The 18,347-nt window shown below is 37.1% G+C and carries 10 protein-coding genes; 3 read left to right on the top strand and 7 right to left on the bottom strand.

All coding sequences use genetic code 11. The features are described from left to right. Window positions 1-53 precede the first annotated feature (53 nt). The 3 genes from MUA40_RS02400 to MUA40_RS02390 form a co-directional block, all read right to left on the bottom strand. Window positions 54-5,996, bottom strand: a complete 5,943-nt coding sequence (locus MUA40_RS02400) for a Rib/alpha-like domain-containing protein (protein ID WP_262569828.1) — start codon at window positions 5,994-5,996, stop codon at window positions 54-56. A gap of 728 nt (window positions 5,997-6,724) precedes the next feature. Then, a complete protein-coding gene (locus tag MUA40_RS02395) occupies window positions 6,725-8,329 on the bottom strand; it encodes an L-lactate permease (RefSeq protein ID WP_016426220.1) in 1,605 nt (534 codons plus the stop codon). Window positions 8,330-8,793: 464 nt separating this feature from the next. After that, window positions 8,794-9,483, bottom strand: coding sequence for a hypothetical protein (locus MUA40_RS02390; RefSeq protein WP_155976520.1), 690 nt, complete (start codon window positions 9,481-9,483; stop codon window positions 8,794-8,796). Between the two features lie 286 nt (window positions 9,484-9,769). On the opposite strand from MUA40_RS02390, the gene MUA40_RS02385 reads away from it, so the two are divergent. From MUA40_RS02385 to MUA40_RS02375, 3 genes are all read left to right on the top strand, one after another. Continuing rightward, window positions 9,770-10,771 carry an oxidoreductase gene (locus tag MUA40_RS02385; protein ID WP_167733064.1) on the top strand — a complete coding sequence of 334 codons (1,002 nt, stop codon included), beginning with the start codon at window positions 9,770-9,772 and terminating at the stop codon, window positions 10,769-10,771. Window positions 10,772-11,093: 322 nt separating this feature from the next. Beyond that, window positions 11,094-12,446, top strand: a complete 1,353-nt coding sequence (glcP, locus tag MUA40_RS02380; protein WP_016426217.1) for a glucose transporter GlcP — start codon at window positions 11,094-11,096, stop codon at window positions 12,444-12,446. Between the two features lie 484 nt (window positions 12,447-12,930). Further along, a complete protein-coding gene (locus MUA40_RS02375; RefSeq protein ID WP_016426216.1) occupies window positions 12,931-13,347 on the top strand; it encodes a GNAT family N-acetyltransferase in 417 nt (138 codons plus the stop codon). A 162-nt stretch (window positions 13,348-13,509) separates the two neighbouring features. On the opposite strand, the gene MUA40_RS02370 is transcribed toward MUA40_RS02375, so the two are convergent. The 4 genes from MUA40_RS02370 to MUA40_RS02355 all read right to left on the bottom strand — a co-directional run bounded on the left by MUA40_RS02370 (window position 13,510) and on the right by MUA40_RS02355 (window position 18,044). Beyond that, window positions 13,510-13,980 (bottom strand): DUF2871 domain-containing protein, encoded by a 471-nt coding sequence (locus MUA40_RS02370; protein WP_016426215.1) that lies wholly within the window; start codon window positions 13,978-13,980, stop codon window positions 13,510-13,512. A 161-nt stretch (window positions 13,981-14,141) separates the two neighbouring features. Next, window positions 14,142-14,753: a YcnI family protein gene (locus MUA40_RS02365; RefSeq protein ID WP_016426214.1), complete on the bottom strand. Its 612-nt coding sequence runs from the start codon at window positions 14,751-14,753 to the stop codon at window positions 14,142-14,144. A gap of 18 nt (window positions 14,754-14,771) precedes the next feature. After that, window positions 14,772-16,019: a copper resistance CopC/CopD family protein gene (locus MUA40_RS02360; RefSeq protein ID WP_262569824.1), complete on the bottom strand. Its 1,248-nt coding sequence runs from the start codon at window positions 16,017-16,019 to the stop codon at window positions 14,772-14,774. 369 nt (window positions 16,020-16,388) lie between these two features. Further along, window positions 16,389-18,044 (bottom strand): Na/Pi cotransporter family protein, encoded by a 1,656-nt coding sequence (locus tag MUA40_RS02355; RefSeq protein ID WP_126496461.1) that lies wholly within the window; start codon window positions 18,042-18,044, stop codon window positions 16,389-16,391. Between the last annotated feature and the right edge of the window lie 303 nt (window positions 18,045-18,347).

Raw genomic sequence — 18,347 nt, 5'->3', positions numbered from 1 at the left:
AAGGTAATTGAAGGGGAGAACTTGTCCCCTTCAATTTTTAATAATCACTTCATTTATTGATCTTTATTACGCTTTCTGCGTCCAATAAATAGTAGAGATCCTAATCCTGCAAATAATGTTCCGAATACTGTAGCGTTATTATCATTTCCACCTGTATCAGGTAATGATTTTTGGTTACCTTTATTCGAAATTTGCTCATTATTTTTACTTTCTTCAGACTGACCTTCAGCTTGTTCTACAATTGTTACTGGGACATTAATATGACTTGCTTTGCCATCCGGATACGTCACTGTTACAGCCACATCTGTTGTTCCTGATTGTGTTCCATCTGGCAATTGGTTTGGATTGTCTACTGTCACTTGTGGTGTGCCTTTATCTTCTTGATAGTCTGGTACTGTGATTACGCCAATCACATCTTCAACAGTAACACCCGTACCTTTCTTCGTAATACCTTCTACTTTTGGTTCATTGCCATCTTTATCCACTTGCTCACCGATTGTCACTGATACTGTAATATGGTCTGTCGTTCCATCTGGGTACGTCACTGTTACACCCACATCTGTTGTACCTGATTGACTACCATCTGGTAATTGTGTTGGGTCATCGATAGTAACTTTTGGTGTTTCTTTACCTTCTGGATAGTTTGGAATTGTTACTGATCCAATGATATCTTCGACTGTTACACCTGTACCGTGATCTTTGTTTACACCATTGCTTTGTGGTTCGTAGGCATCATTATCTGCTTGCTCACCAATTGTAACTGGTACTGTAATGTGATCCGTTGTGCCATCTGGGTATGTCACTGTTACGCCTACATTTGTTGTTCCTGATTGACTTCCGTCTGGTAATTGTGACGGGTCATCGATAGTAACTTTTGGTGTTTCTTTACCTTCTGGGTAATTTGGAATCGTTACTGATCCAATGATATCTTCGACTGTTACACCTGTACCGTGATCTTTGTTTACACCATTGCTTTGTGGTTCGTAGGCATCATTATCTGCTTGCTCACCAATTGTAACTGGTACTGTAATGTGATCTGTTGTGCCATCTGGGTACGTCACCGTTACACCCACGCTTGTCGTACCTGATTGACTTCCGTCTGGTAATTGTGTTGGGTCGTCTATAGTAACTTTTGGTGTTTCTTTACCTTCTGGATAGTTTGGAATAGTTACTGATCCAATGATATCTTCGACTGTTACACCTGTACCGTGATCTTTGTTTACACCATTGCTTTGTGGTTCGTAGGCATCATTGTCTGGTTGTTCGCCAATTGTAACTGGTACTGTAATGTGATCTGTTGTGCCATCTGGATACGTAACAGTCACACCTACATTTGTTGTACCTGATTGAGTACCATCCGATAATTGTGTTGGGTCATCGATAGTAACTTTTGGTGTTTCTTTACCTTCTGGGTAATTTGGAATCGTTACTGAACCAATGATGTCTTCAGCTGTTACACCTGTGCCATGATCTTTATTCACGCCATTGCTTTGTGGCTCGTAGGCATCATTATCTGCTTGCTCACCAATTGTAACCGGTACTGTAATGTGATCTGTTGTGCCATCTGGATACGTAACAGTCACACCTACATTTGTTGTACCTGATTGACTTCCGTCTGGTAATTGTGACGGGTCATCGATAGTAACTTTTGGTACCTCTTTTCCTTCTGGGTAATTTGGAATAGTTACTGATCCAATGATGTCTTCAGCTGTTACACCTGTGCCATGATCTTTGTTTACACCATTACTTTGCGGTTCGTAGGCATCATTATCCGCTTGTTCGCCAATTGTCACTGGTACTGTAATGTGATCCGTTGTGCCATCTGGGTATGTCACTGTTACGCCTACATTTGTTGTTCCTGCTTCATTTCCATTTGGCAATTCATTTGGATTATCTACCGTTACAGTGTAGTCCCCTTTATTTTCTGGATAATTAGGCACTGTTACTGAATTAATCACATCTTCAGTTGTCACACCTGTGCCGTAATCTTTGTTCACACCATTGCTTTGTGGCTCGTAGGCATCATTATCTGATTGCTCACCGATTGTCACTGGCACCGTAATATGGTCCGTTGTGCCATCTGGGTACGTCACTGTTACACCTACATTTGTTGTTCCCGCTTCATTTCCATTTGGCAATTGCTCTGGACTGTCTACTGTAATATTCGGTGTGCCTTTTCCTTCTGGATAGTTCGGTACCGTCACTGATCCGATTACTTCATCTGCTGTTACACCTGTACCGTAATCTTTATTCACGCCGTTACTTTCTGGTTGATAAGCGTCGTTATCCGCTTGTTCACCAATTGTCACTGGCACTGTAATGTGGTCTGTCGTTCCATCTGGATAAGTGACCGTTACGCCTACATTTGTTGTACCTGATTGAGTACCATCCGGTAATTGTGCTGGATTATCTACCGATACAGTGTAGTCGCCCTTATCTTCTGGATAGTTCGGTACTGTCACAGAATTAATCACATCTTCAGTTGTTACACCTGTACCATAATCTTTATTCACACCATTGCTTTGTGGTTCGTAGGCATCGTTATCCGCTTGTTCACCAATTGTAACCGGCACCGTAATGTGATCCGTTGTGCCATCTGGATATGTCACTGTTACACCTACATTTGTTGTTCCTGCTTCGTTACCATTTGGCAATTGCTCAGGACTGTCTACTGTAATATTTGGTGTGCCTTTATCTGCTGGATAGTTCGGTACCGTCACTGATCCAATTACTTCGTCAGCTGTTACACCTGTACCGTAATCTTTGTTTACGCCGTTGCTTTGTGGTTCGTAGGCATCATTATCCGCTTGTTCACCGATTGTGACCGGTACTGTAATGTGATCCGTTGTGCCATCTGGATATGTGACTGTTACACCCACATTTGTTGTTCCTGATTGTGTACCATTTGGTAATTGTGCTGGATCATCAACCGCTACAGTGTAATCTCCTTTATTTTCCGGATAGTTTGGTACTGTTACTGATCCGATTACTTCATCTGCTGTTACACCTGTACCGTAATCTTTGTTCACACCATTGCTTTGTGGTTGATAAGCATCATTGTCTGCTTGTTCGCCAATTGTCACTGGTACTGTAATGTGGTCCGTTGTTCCATCTGGATATGTGACTGTCACGCCTACATTTGTTGTTCCTGATTGTGTACCATTTGGTAATTGTGCTGGATTATCTACCGTTACAGTGTAATCTCCTTTGTCTGTTGGATAGTTCGGCACTGTGACTGATCCGATTACTTCATCTGCTGTTACACCTGTACCGTAATCTTTGTTCACACCGTTACTTTGTGGTTCGTAGGCATCATTGTCTGGTTGTTCACCAATTGTGACTGGTACTGTAATGTGATCCGTTGTGCCATCTGGGTATGTCACTGTTACGCCTGCATTTGTTGTACCTGATTGAGTACCATTTGGTAATTGTGCTGGATCATCAACCGCTACAGTGTAATCTCCTTTATTTTCCGGATAGTTTGGAACTGTTACAGAATTAATCACATCTTCAGTTGTTACACCTGTGCCGTAATCTTTTGTTACGCCGTTGCTTTCTGGTTCATAAGTACGCTCATCAGTAATTTTTACAATGAATGAATCTGCCGCAACATTATTACCACCCGCTACGAGATATACTGTATAAACATCCCCATCTTTAGCAGTTTCTGGTACTACCAATACACCTTTTTGCTCTCCATCTGTTAAAGAAGTAATGTCTTCAGTTTTTTGTACAACATTACCATTCTTATCTCTCCATTCAATATTAGTTGGAATTGGAGATAACTGGCCACCAGTTAAATCAATATTAACTGTATCGCCCGGAATAGCTGGTTTGTCTGTATTATTAAAGTTAACAATATTTAAATTAATATCTGTATTAGGTACGACAGCAAAATTCACATTGTACCACATTGGATTTTGAACCAAATTCTGTCCTGGTGCCGCTTGAGGCGTCCATGATAAATTACTGTTTGGTTTTCTAAACTCAGGACTTGTGTAAGACGAATAAGTTTTAACGATATTTCCTTCTGGATCTGTTACATATCCATATAAATAATTAGGATTCAAACTATCTTTCGGGAATCTTAAAGTGTATCTTCCTTCTGAATCTGTTTCTCCATAAACCGTTGCAGAAATATATTCTGGATGATCTGTTAATAGCGTTTTAGCAGCATCAGCTCTTTCACCTTCTGGCAAGCTATCAACTTGCGCTTTATATGCTTGTGCCCCCTCGTTCGTTAAAGAAGACATAATCACAGTGTATCCTTCAGCTTGTGGATCTTTATTATTATCATTAGGACCCGTACCAGAGTTAGCGTAATCTCCTGCACCGGTTTCTAACCATACATTACCTGAGACAGTATTTCTTGCATTTGTTGAAACTGCAATATTATTTATAGGACCTTGTTCGTCATGAATCCAATCTTGACGCTCTTTTGTTACATAATCGTTTGTAGGACGTACGCCCATGAATACCCCTGTCCGTTGCATATTTGTTCCAACTAAAGGAAACTGACCAAGACTTGAGTTTGTAACTGAGTTAACATAAGAACCAGGGAAGAAGCCACCCGCTTGGCGAATCATTGATGCTGTATTTCCATTTACTGTTTGGAAATCCTCAATCCACAGTCGATAGTACTGACCTGATACCGCTCTATACTTATGTTCATTTCCTAGCGCATCCACCCAAGCTTTTCTTAAATCAAATGCATAAGCACCTGGACCCACTTGTGACGCATTTGAAGAAGATAATTTATTTGTTGTACTTGCTACATAAGTTGGTGAAACTGAACCATCTTTATCAATCCATTGCATATACACTTTAGTGCCTTCTGGTACAGGAGATAATCCGTTTTCTGTTGTTGCAGGTGTACCTCTGTCTACAACCCACGCTCTACCTGATAGGGTATTGGCTGCATTCGAAGCATCAGTTGAAGAATTAATATAACCATTTGCGAGTGCATCAGCTTCAATAATTTCTTTTGATCCGATTGACAACGCTGTTGGTGTTGCTGCCGCTAAATTCGTTGCTTGTCTATTAGCTGCAGTTGGTGCAGCACGAAAAGCTGTTGCAACAGGTGTGTTCGCATTTTGTTGATTTGCTAATGCATTAATTAACGCGAATTGTAATTCTTGTGCTGTCAATTTATCTCCATCTAAGTTTAAATCACTGATTACTTTTTCTGCTTCTTTTGTTGTGATGTTTGCTGCCTTTGCATAGTAATCAACTGCAGTCGCTCTATCTGTAACACGATTAATATCTGGAGATACATTTGAAATGTTATTATTGGCTTTAATCACTTCTTTATTGCCATCAACCTCTGTTGCCGCTTCATTCGGTAAGGTAATTTTATCTGAATTATCAGAATTTTTATTCGTGCTTAAATCTTCTTTTTCAACTGTTGATTGCGTTTGATTTGATGAATCAGTCGATGTTTCAACTTCAGGCTTCTCATTATTGTTTGATTCTATTTGCTTATGAGATTCTGCATTATCTTCATTTGCTGTGCTTGTTGAATTCTCTTCTTTTAATGTTTGTGGGTTTTCACTAGTCGTGTTTTCTTCTAAAGTTTCATTTGGAGTTGTTTCAGTTTCTGCTTTTTCATTGTCAGTTTCATTCGAAGTAGGCTCTGTAGTCGATTCTGGAGTGTTTTCATTTGTGTCGTCATTTTCTTCAATCGAATTTGATGTGGCTTCGTTTTTAGCTATATTTGAGGCTTCAGTTGTAATTTCATTGTTAGCAGGTTCTTCCTTAGTGACCTCAGTTGTTTCTTCACGATTTAAATTTTCATCGCTTGTGACTCCATCGGAAGCAGTGCTGCTTTCTACATTTTCTGTTGCGCCCTCTTTTTCAGCTGCTTTCGCTTCATCATTAGAAGCACCAAATATTAACGTGACCCCTAATAAAATAGAAGCTGTACCTACTGTAAACTTACGTATCGAATACCTATTGTTTACATTCGGCAAAAAATCAAGTTTTCTAGATTTTTTCATTAAACTAAAACCTCCTAAAGTATTTATCTCAATTCAATAAAGGTTACTTTATTAAATTAAAGATAATAAAAATTAAATCTCTATTTATAACCTACTATCAAAATAAGATTTGAACAACCTATTTATTTTTATAAGTGTTCTTAATATCATTACATATTGAGTTGACAACTTTGTTTATTAAAATTTATATTGCTCTACTCTTGTTTGTTAGACAGCTTCTATTTAATAAATATAAATAATCCTATGTTATCTTTATATTAATCACGACAAAATTTCTAAATTATTTTTTAATGTATAATAAAATAGAATTTATTCTTGTTTTCTGCAATATACTTTTGTTTAGAGACTTCGGATTCCAATTTTAAAAGCACCCCATTTTGTGATATTCCTCACTTCTTGAGATGCTTACTCTATAATTATATTTAGGTGTTTTTTACCTATATTCAAATACTATTACTAAATTAATATTTCGCTATAATAAATGAACGTTTTAAATGACCACACTGATATGTGCATGTGCATAAAAAGCCCCATTATCCCCCTTAATATTTGTTTAAAAATTTTTTAATAAATCAGTCAAGTGATTCATATCTGTGTTTTTAGTCTAATCATAATGACTTGTATGCATAGCTCACATTATTCATTTGCATTTTAACTTGTCATTTTTCCCTTTTCTAACCATAAAAAAAGCACTGAGATTTTCATCTCAGCGCTTAATCAATTAAAACTTAACTTAATATAAGAGATAGGATAAATGTCCAGATACACCAGAATATTAATAATCCTACACTATATTTTAAAGTCATTTTTAATAGTTCAGATTCTTTACCTACTTGTTTAACTGCTGCTGTTGCAATGGCGATTGATTGTGGTGAAATCAATTTACCAATCGCACCCCCTGCCGTATTCGCACCAACGAGTAATGCCCCGCTTGTGCCGACTTGTGGTGCTACAGAAGCTTGGATAGGTGCAAACAACGCGTTGTTGTTTGTTACTGATCCTGTCATAAATACGCCAATCCAACCTAAAATTGGTGACAAGAATGGGAAGACTTTACCTGTTTTAGAAATACCTTCACCCATTGCATTTGTTAAGCCACCGTATGTTGTAATTTTAGCGATGGCAAGAATGAAACAAATTGTTAAAATAGGTAACCATAATTCTTTAAATGCTTCGCCAAGTAATGCACCTGCACGTTTGAAATTGACTGTTTTCGAAAGCAAGATTGTAATGACACCTGCTAACAATAATGCTGTTCCTGTTTGGTTGATAATGTTGAAAGTCAACATTATTGGATGGCCAGAAACATCGTTGTTAGTGCCTGGAATGCCAAATTGAAGGTTGAAGAATGACAATGCGCCACCTTCAGCAAATAAACCTTTGAATGATTTAGAACTCCAAACAAGTACTAATGCTGTTAAGATAATAAATGGACTCCAAGCAAAAATGATTTCTTTTGCTGAGTGATGTGGCACTTCTAATTTTTGTTCGTCTTTATTCAAACGGAAAATGTTTTTCGGTTGGAATTTTTTAGAGAACAACGCTAAAGATGCCATTGATGCAAGTGGTGGAATAATATCCACTAACTCTGGTCCGAAAAATTGGTTAAATATGATTTGTAACACAACGAACGGAACAACAGTAACAATAATCGCTGGTAATGTTTCTTTGATACCTTTCATACCATCTAAAATAAAGATCAACATAAAAGGAACAATGATACTTAAAATAGGTAAGCTTAGATTTAATGCTTGCGATACTTGTAAAGCAGAAATGTGACCATGTAATGCTAATGTATCAATAACAGAAACCGGTAGACCGATGGCACCATAAGCACCAGCTGCACCGTTTGCAACTAAACAAAGCATCGCTGCTTGCAATGGTTTAAATCCTAATTGAATTAATAATACCGCACAGATAGCGATAGGTACACCGAATCCTGCAACACCTTCTAAAAATGCGTTAAATGCAAAACCGATGAGTAATAATTGGATACGTTGGTCTTCAGAAACCGTTGTAATACTGTCTTGAACGACTGAAAATTGTCCGCTTTCAACAATAACTTTATAAAGCCAAACTGCCATAATAACGATGAAGCCAATTGGTAAGATACCTTGGTAAAAACCTTCTACGATACCACCAGAGGCAACACCCACTGGCAATTTGAATATGAATAATGCAATCACAAGTGTCACAACAAGTGTTGTCACAGCTGCGTAGATTCCTTTCATTTTAAAGACTGTTAAACATAACAGGAATAAAATGATCGGGATACTTGCAATCAATGCAGAAATTGCAAGATTGTGAAATGGATCATAACTCTCTACTAACATCTCTTTTCATCTACCTTCAATATTTATTTTTATATGCAATCGTCATGCCAAAACATGTGATTGTTTTCACATAAAATATAACATTCTAAAGGCCGCAATTCAATATGTATATGAAAAAATCTGAAAAATCAAAAACAGACGTTTTGAACTGCACGCTAAAAATTTAAAATGAAATTTGTAATATAAATGACGATTTATTTAAGATTATATAAGTTGTGTTATACAATTGCAATGGTATATTTTCTATATCAGGTATGCCTTTCAAAGGGATTTGACATCGTGAACGAGTTTAAATCGCACGATTGACTGATAAATCCGAACTGTATTTTCCAATCGACAAAAAATCCTTACATTCAATTTTTATGCGATATATCCAGAGGTATAATCGCTGAATGTAAGGATTTCATTAAATTTGTTATTAAACTTTTAAATGATAGAATCACATTGTTTGCAAAATAGCCCTATTATTGACGGTATGTTGGGTCAATAATTTTTGCAGTACCTGTATAATCCACTGTGACAATGACATATGTGCCAGGTTGTGATTGATTAATAAAACTAAATAGGTAACTATATTGGCCACCAGCACCTTGTAATGCATAGTCATTATATGGGTTCTGTTGACCATTCAATTGGCCGACTTCTTGACGTGCTGAATCTAATGCGACTTGGAAGTTCGGTAAGTTTTGAAGTGCTTGTTGACGATTGACCTTTTCTCTCGCAATATTTTGAGCGACTGGTACAACATTTTCACCTTGGTAAGGTGCTACATATTGCGATTTTGTTTGTGATGTTTGTTCATTTTGGCTGTTATTTTGTTGTTGATTTGAAGCTTGTCCGTTGGCTTGTGTACTTGAGCTTTGATCATTCTGCTGTGCTTGTTGCTGCTTGCCTTCTGTGTTTTGGTTGTTCATTTCTGATTGCTGATCGTTGTTTTGATCATTGGCATCTGATTTTGACGTTTTTGCTTGATCAGATGAATTGGATTCATCTTTTGATTTGGACGATGCTTGTTCTTTGTGATCATTTTTGTCCTGTTTAGTAGACTGCTCTTGTTTAGCATGGTCATCTTTCTTCGGTTCTTTATCCTCATCATTAGAACATGCGGCTAAAACAATTGATAATGCAAACAAACTAGCAAGTACCTTTTTCATGATGATTCCCTCCAAATTCTATTCTATAGTATAAAATCGTCTATCACTTTTTTATACACTATTATTTTAAACGACAAACACTTTTTTTGTTAAATTTTTTCTAAATTATTTTTCCAATTGTTTCTTGATATCTATTTTTATAGTAGAGGAGATTCCTTTATTTTTTGTTCGTATTTTTAATAAAAAATAATAAAGTTATCATTATTTTAAAAAGAGCAACTTTATTGTTATTTGATTGACTTTTTGATAAAGTGTGTACGAATAAAAACTGAGGAGGATTAGAACCATGGCTCAAGCTTTTAGAGCATTTCTTGTTGATCAACACGAGGATCAATTCGTAGGAGATTTTAAAGAAATAACACTAGACCATTTACCTGACGGTGATGTGACAATTCGTGTGCATTATTCAAGTATCAATTTTAAAGATATGTTAGCCACACGTGCTCACAACAAAATCATACGAAAATACCCAATGATACCGGGTATTGATTTAGCTGGTGTAGTGATGGAATCTGAACACCCATCATTTAAAGAAGGAGATAAAGTTATCGCAACTGGCTATGACTTAGGTGTTTCTCATTACGGTGGATTTAGTGAAGTCGCACGTGTGAATGGCGATTGGCTAGTTCATCTCCCTGATGATTTAACACTTGAAGAAGCAATGATTATCGGGACTGCCGGTTTTACTGCTGCATTGTCAATCCAATTGCTAGAAGATAATAAAATCACTTCAACTAACGGTCCAGTACTTGTTCGTGGTGCAACTGGCGGTGTAGGTTCAATGGCTGTAATGATGTTGAACGAAATTGGTTACAAGGTCGTTGCTAGTTCTGGTCACAAAGATTACCACGAAAAACTTTTAGAATTAGGTGCGAGAGAAGTTATTTCTAGAGTGGAAGACGTAACTGAAAAAGCACTGGCACATACGCAATGGCAAGCAGCAATTGATCCTGTAGGTGGCGAAACTGTATCAGAAGTTTTAAAACGCATCCACCCACATGGTGCTGTTGCTTTAAGCGGAAACGTTAGCGGTAATACTTTCTCAAGTACTGTATTTCCATTTATTTTACGCGGTATCCGTCTCATCGGTGTTGATTCTGTTTCATTCCCTATGAAACGTAGACAACATTTATGGCGTCGTCTATCAAAAGATCTAAAACCACGTCATTTGCATGATGTAAAAAATGTGATTCCTTTTGATCACCTCCAAGACGGTTTAGATTGTGTACAAAATCATGATTTTATCGGACGCATTGTTGTAGATTTACGTCCTGATGCAAACAACTAAAATGTTGGAATGACAATAAAAAAATCAAACTACATCAGCGATTGCTTGATGCTACATTAATGGGTTGGAAACACGAAATCGATTTGATTTCTGTTCCAACCCATTAATGTTTTAATCCAAATTCCAACAAACTCAAAACTTCCCTTTTTTCGTCGTTCCCAACTGAAAATAAGCCATAAAAAATTTTGTTGTCTTCTCCTAAATTTTCTTTTGTCGATAATTAATATAAATTATTTTATTCTCATAAATTCAATATTTACAATTTACTAATATCTTATGAAAGCGTATACTTGTATTGCATAACAGTACGGGAGGTTACATAATGAAAATTAATAAAAAGCTTATTTTCTTCATTGGCGCACTCGGTGGACTCTTATACGGGTACGATATGGGTGTTATTTCTGGGGCGCTCCTTTATTTGAAAAATGATATTCATTTAAATCCTTTCACTGAAGGATTAGTCGTTTCATCTATGCTTGTCGGGGCAATATTTGGTTCAGGTTTTAGTGGTCCCCTCTCAGAAAAACTTGGACGTCGCCGTTTAGTTTTTATTATTTCTATCGTCTTTATTATAGGTGCACTCATTCTAGCTTCAGCACCATCGATGGAAGTGCTCGTGATTGGACGTTTAGTCATTGGCTTTGCGGTAGGGGGTTCTACAGCGATCGTGCCTGTTTACCTTTCTGAACTCGCACCAACAGAGGCTCGGGGTTCTTTAAGTTCTTTAAACCAACTTATGATTACCATTGGTATTTTATCTTCTTATCTTGTCAATTATGCATTTGCACCAATTGAAGGTTGGCGCTGGATGCTCGGCCTTGCTGTTGTTCCTTCATTAATATTAATGATTGGCGTTATCTTCATGCCAGAAAGTCCGCGTTGGTTATTAGAAAAACGTGGCGAGAAAGCAGCAAGAGATGTAATGAAATTAACATATCCCGCTTCTGAAATTGACGGTGAAATTGAAAATATGAAAAAAATTAATGCCATCTCTGACAGTACATGGACTGTTTTAAAATCTCCATGGCTGTTATCTACTATTATTATTGGTAGTGTGTTTGCATTATTACAACAATTGATTGGTATTAATGCGATTATTTACTACGCACCTAAAATTTTTGCGAAAGCAGGATTAGGTGACTCTACCGCAATTTTAAGTACAGTTGGCATTGGTGTTGTCAACGTATTAGTTACGATTGTTGCGATATTTATTATTGATAAAGTCGATCGTAAAAAACTGCTCGTTATCGGTAACATTGGTATGGTGGCTTCATTATTAATTATGAGTATCCTTATTTGGATCATGGGTGTGAACAGTGCCGCGTGGATTATGATGATTTGTTTAACTACATTCATTATTTTCTTTGGTATCTCTTGGGGCCCTATTTTATGGGTTATGCTTCCAGAATTATTCCCAATGCGTGCACGTGGTGCAGCAACAGGTATTGCGGCACTCGTTCTTTCAATTGGTAGTTTACTCGTAGCCCAACTGTTTCCACTTCTAACGGAAGTACTTGAAATTCAAGAAGTATTTTTAATTTTTGCGGTTATCGGTGTAATTGCACTCTTCTTTGTTGTTAAATTTTTACCAGAAACACGTGGACGTAGCTTAGAACAAATAGAGGCAGATTTACGTCAACGTACAAACGCAACTGTTGCGGATGTAAAAAAATAATGGATAAAGAGACAGTATAGATCTCCAATTTGTTTATATGAAAAATCAAAACAATTGATGACTGGGCTCTTCTTCGCTTTTTTAGCTCGAATAGCCCTACTCATCCTTGCCGGGGCAGGACAACGAAATCATGTAGATTTCTGTCCTGCATGATATGCTTTTTGTTATCTTTAAGAGCGCAGTAGATGACTGGGCTCTTCTTCGCTTTTCTAGCTTGAACAGCCCTACTCATCCTTGCCGGGGCAGGACAACGAAATCATGTAGATTTCTGTCCTGCATGATATGCTTTTTGTTATCTTTAAGAGCGCAGTAGATGACTGGGCTCTTCTTCGCTTTTCTAGCTTGAACAGCCCTACTCATCCTTGCCGGGGCAGGACAACGAAATCATGTAGATTTCTGTCCTGCTCCCTTTCTATTATAAAATTACATTGTGCTGTATGATTAGGAATATATGTATTTCAATGTCTAAGAAAGGAGAGTCTTTATGACCATTGATGTTCAATTTACAATTCCTAATGTTGAGGATTATTGTAATTTGAGAAAAGTTTGTGGCTTAAGTGAAAAGTCTAGAAGTGCTGCACAAAAGGGCTTAAACGGGGCTTGTTTTACCGTAACGCTTTATGATGCTGACCGACTTATCGGTTTAGGGCGAGTTATCGGTGATGGTGGCACAGCTTTCCAAATTATTGATATCGCTGTCCATCCAAACTATCAAGGACAAGGATATGGTAAAACTGTCATGACGCATATTATGAATTATATTGATTCCGTTCGTTTACCTGGAACTTATGTCAGTCTAATCGCCGACTACCCGGCTGATCAACTTTACAAACAGTTTGGATTCAAATCAACTGAACCTCATTCTGGCGGTATGTTTTTACATTTTCCTGTTACACCATAAAAAAGGGACGTCTATCAAAGAAGCGGTGGCCAAACATCCAATAAAAGATGTCGCCACCGCTCTATCACGATGCTTAAATATAAGAAAACTTGAATTAAATCGTAGCGCTATGAAATTTGCGCTACCTCATGACCTCGCACGCGTTTATCCTCACTTGATGACTTACTTCTCAATTTGTTCTTGATTTGCGCGTTTTCGATGTTTTCGGGTTAACGGTTCTCCGTCTCTAGGCTCTGTAATAATGGCCTGTCTCAATAAAAAGAATAGCAAAATGAAGCCGACTGTAATCGTCACGTGACCAATACCGGCAAAACCAGCAAACGAATCAGGTATCGGTTGACGTGCAATTTGTTTAAAACCTTTTAAAAATTGCATCGTTACTGTCACAATAACACCGATGTTATAAATAATGAAATACCAATTAAATAAATAATAGCTGCTAAGTTTAAAAAGCTTTTCAATAGGTATCAACATTAAAAACATAAACATCCCTAACGTTAACAAATGCGTGTGCATGACACTCATTTGTGTTGAACCTGTGAATTCATAATGTACAGTGAGTTCTCTATATGTAAAGCCACTGAACAACCCTAACATTGTATAGGTCATAAACGCGTATAATATACGTTTCATCCTTTTCACACTCCATCTTATTTCACACCGTCACGCCATTAAACACGGCTGAATTTTTCATTTCTAGCTCATTCAAATTTTCATTCGAGGCCCTTTACCAATCTCACTTCACTCAGCTTCACACTTTCGATTATCGTAATCTCGAAAGACGATGTCAATACTTATTCGTTGTCAGATTTCGTAAAGTTTTTACGTTTAAAGAGCGCTACAATTGAAATAATGAGTGCTAAGATAGAAATAATCCATACAAATGGTGATGTATGTGATGATTGTGCGTCATCATGGTGATCTGCTTTAACAGGTTCACTTTTTTTCACTTCTGTTGTAGGTGCGGGCGTTTCACTTTTTTCATCATCGCTTGTCCATTTCACTGTTTTACCATCTTTATATGTTTGCATGGCTTTCCATTTGAATTGACCTTCTTTTTCTGGATTTGCGACTACAATTGGAAAGTCCATATGTTCGTGTTTGCCAATTCCTTTATCTGTTGCTTTCCAAGTGATTTTAGTGATTTTTCCAGACTTGTCTTCTTTAAATTCATGTTTAAATCCTGGAACAGGCTCAACAGTTGATAAAGTTACACCATCTGGAACTTCTAATTCAAGTTTTACCGTATTTTGATCACGTTCAACTGGAACTCTGACTTGATATTCTTCGTATGAACCGGGTTCACTCACTTTTGGATTAAGCGTTACGTGAGCATCTGCTACAGATGTCATACCTAATAGCACAAGAAATGACACAGCACTTAATAAAAACTTTGTAATTTTCATATATATTGATCCTTTCAATTATAATGGAATTTCGATTTGACTCATGATGACGCCCGCTAAAATCAAACAAATACCTAAGGCGAATTCAAGATATAACAGTGGTCGATTCACACGACGGCGCTTTTGCATCGCTTTAAATGTTTGTAAACCACCTAAAATCATCATAATGATGGTGAATCCCACTTTCATAAACCATAAGCTACTATATAACGTAGGTTGGGTGACAATCACTTTTAACGATGTGGCATCAATGGACATTAAAATACCTGTCAGTATAACGATAATCACTGCGGTCACATTTGCTTTTAACAGCACATCTTTAATTATTAAAATGTAAGAATGCTTGTGCTTGGCAGACATGTATGCGATTAAATAAGCAAAACTGCCCAGCCAAATGGAAATCCCCATTAAGTGTAACGTCCGTAAAATGATAGAATACAACGGCACTGCTTGCGCCCATGCATGACCTGAAATCGCAAGACTCAGCATCAAAAAGAGCGGCATCACTTTATACCATATAGACTCCATTCGCCGTAATGAAAATAGGATTAACATGATGATTAAACTGACCATTGATAAAACAAATGGAAATTGCATCCAAACGCTGAAATCAAGCGTCAATATAGAATGAATGGCATCTTTAGGTAACGTCATTAAATAAACGATACCCGTTGTAAAAGCAACCATAATCAATAATAAAATCGCACTGCGATGACGTGGAATCATATCATATGTAGGTACTTCTTGACGTTTCATAAGAAGATTAATCATATATAAGCCCGTAAAAATAAGTAACACAGCTTGTAAAACAAATCGTACTAAGCCTAACCAGAAAAAAGCATCGGTGTAAAAAGGCTTCGCTGTTTCTATTGTATGAGCTGTTTTTTCTCCGATTGAAAAATAATACTGTCCACTTATCTCATGACCATCTAATGAGACAGTCTCCCATCGAACGGCATATGTGCCATGTTCAACTTTTGACGTATCAAAAGTCACTTTTTTTGAATCCTCTTGCTCTTTAGGCTTCAATACACCTACTTCTTTGCCCTTGTCATTATAAATTTTGACTTTAGTATATTGCGTATGAACAGGCTCATTGAACTCAAGTTGAATCGCTTCTGGTTTGGATTGTACGACTTCATTCTCAGCGGGTTGTTGTTTTTCTAAAGTGGCATGTGCAGAGGCTTGATTGAATGGTATACTCACACAGATCATCATGATAAATGCAATGAGCGTGGCTGCCCAAAATTTATTAAACGTACGCAATTTAACACCCCCTCAAGTGATTATAAAATGTAGATTTTAAGACATGGTTGCACATCACTTCCCTCATATGTGACATGCATTAACAAGTTGAATCGCTTGGATGACGACAACTTTTGGCCAATACCCAATACTTTCTTCCCTCCATGGCTCATCCTATAAGATTTTATCAAACTTATATGTGAATACAATGTATTTAGACTTGAACCGCCTTTTTTGTCACTGATTTGTCAAAATAATGACGTCATCTGTTTTTGATAGCTATTTTATATTTAATCAATCCACTAGAAATGCAAAAAGCCGAAAAGCAACGAGATAACATCGTTACTTTTCGACTTTTATCATCGATCTATTCAGAGTGAGGTGATTAACTTATACCGTCGCGATTTCTTCTTCGGTCGGTACATCATTGTTCAATCCCACCATTGCTTCAGTGATATTTCTAGAGTTATAGCCAATTCGTTCAAGAATCGCAATAATATCAACATATAGCAAGCCACCGTCAGTTGAACATTCACCTCTGTTCAATCTTTTAATATGACCTTTTCTTAATTTATGTTCAATGTTAAATGCTTCTCTACTCCGCTCCACCACTTCATCTTTTTTAGTCGTATCATAGACGTTTAAAGTATCAATTGCTTTGTGGAAGGACTCATCAACAAAGTTGAACAATTTTTCAATGCCTCGTTCAGCATCTTCAGTTAAAATAATATTTTTACTTTTTTGTCTTTCGATTTGCGCAATGTATGATTCTGTTAGTTCTGACACTTTCACAATCGAGCGATTGACATCAAACATCACGGCAAGACGTTCAACATCACTTTTATTAATATTTTTTGTAGAAATGCGCACCAAGTAATTTCGAATACTGTCGCTAATGGTAATCACTGCTTGATGTTTCTGTTGCACAGTTTTAATCATTTTCTTATCCATCGTCGCAGGATTACGGACATCGTCTAACATTGATTGAACAATATGCCCAATGTTTTGTAGCTCTTTTTGAGTTTCTTGTAATGCGACACCAGGCGCATGATACACTAAATCTTTATTAAGATGTTGAGGTTTATAATCTTCTGTAATGTCTTTACCCGGTACAATCTTAGTTACTAGCCAAGCAAGCGCACCTACAAATGGAAGTTGAATAAGTGTATTCGTTACATTAAATGCACCGTGAGCAAATGCAATCGCCATTGCTGGTTTAAGGTGCCATGCTTCTTGTAACATCCCTATCAAATGCGTTACAACCGGTAAAAATAGCGCGAAGATGATTACACCAATCACATTAAAAATAACGTGCACAAATGCCGCACGCTTAGCTGCTAATGAACCCGCTAAACTTGCTAACACTGCAGTAATCGTTGTTCCGATATTATCTCCTAGTAAAACTGGAATCGCACCTTTCAAGTCAACTAAACCTTGACTGTAAAATTCTTGCAGTATCCCAATTGTTGCACTCGAACTTTGAACTAACGCAGTTAAACCTACGCCGGCTAAAATACCGTACACCGGATGCGATGACATATCTAAAATGATTTGTCTAAACCCTTCTAATTGGGCAAGCGGCTTAACCGCATCTCCCATGAATTCTAAACCAAAAAAGAGTGAGCCAAATCCAAATAAAATTCGTCCAACATTGTTAATATTGGAACGCTTAAAGAAGAAAATAAGAAATGCCCCCAATGCCAAGATTGGCATTGCATATTCTCCTAAATCAATCCCAATTATAAAAGCAGTCACTGTCGTTCCAATATTGGCGCCCATAATAACACCAATCGCTTGTTTTAAAGTCATAAACCCCGCAGTCACAAGCCCTATTGTTATAACAGTTGTCCCAGAACTACTTTGTATTAAGATTGTAACAATCATACCGGCTAATACACCCAGTACTGGATTGGCGGTAAATTTATTTAAAATATTTCGCAATCGATCTCCTGCTGCTGCTTGTAAACCGTCCCCCATTACTTTCAAACCATAAAGGAAAATACCTAGGCCACCTAAAAAAGAAAAGATGACTTCAGTTACCGACATTTCCATTCTTTCACCTCAGTATTAAATTTCTGTTCATATACACATCATTGTCGAATGATTCATCTCGATTATCTCTTATAATTGTAAATTTAATGTTAAGATTTTATTAATTCTGACTTAACATTTCTATTTATGCGACTTTTATTAAGACATAACCCACTTTTTTCTTTATTTATGTTACATTATCTCCTTAATATTGACTACATATTCTTTACTATTTTCGTCGTCTCTTTATCGTTGCTTTCCACCTCCGCACACAAACAACAGTCCTCAAATCTTACTATATCCTTTATAAGATTTCAA

The organism is Staphylococcus schleiferi, assembly GCF_025558325.1.
In the GTDB taxonomy this organism is placed as follows: domain Bacteria; phylum Bacillota; class Bacilli; order Staphylococcales; family Staphylococcaceae; genus Staphylococcus; species Staphylococcus schleiferi.
Note: the sequence above shows the minus strand (reverse complement) of the source record. Positions and strands in the feature narration are given on the sequence as shown.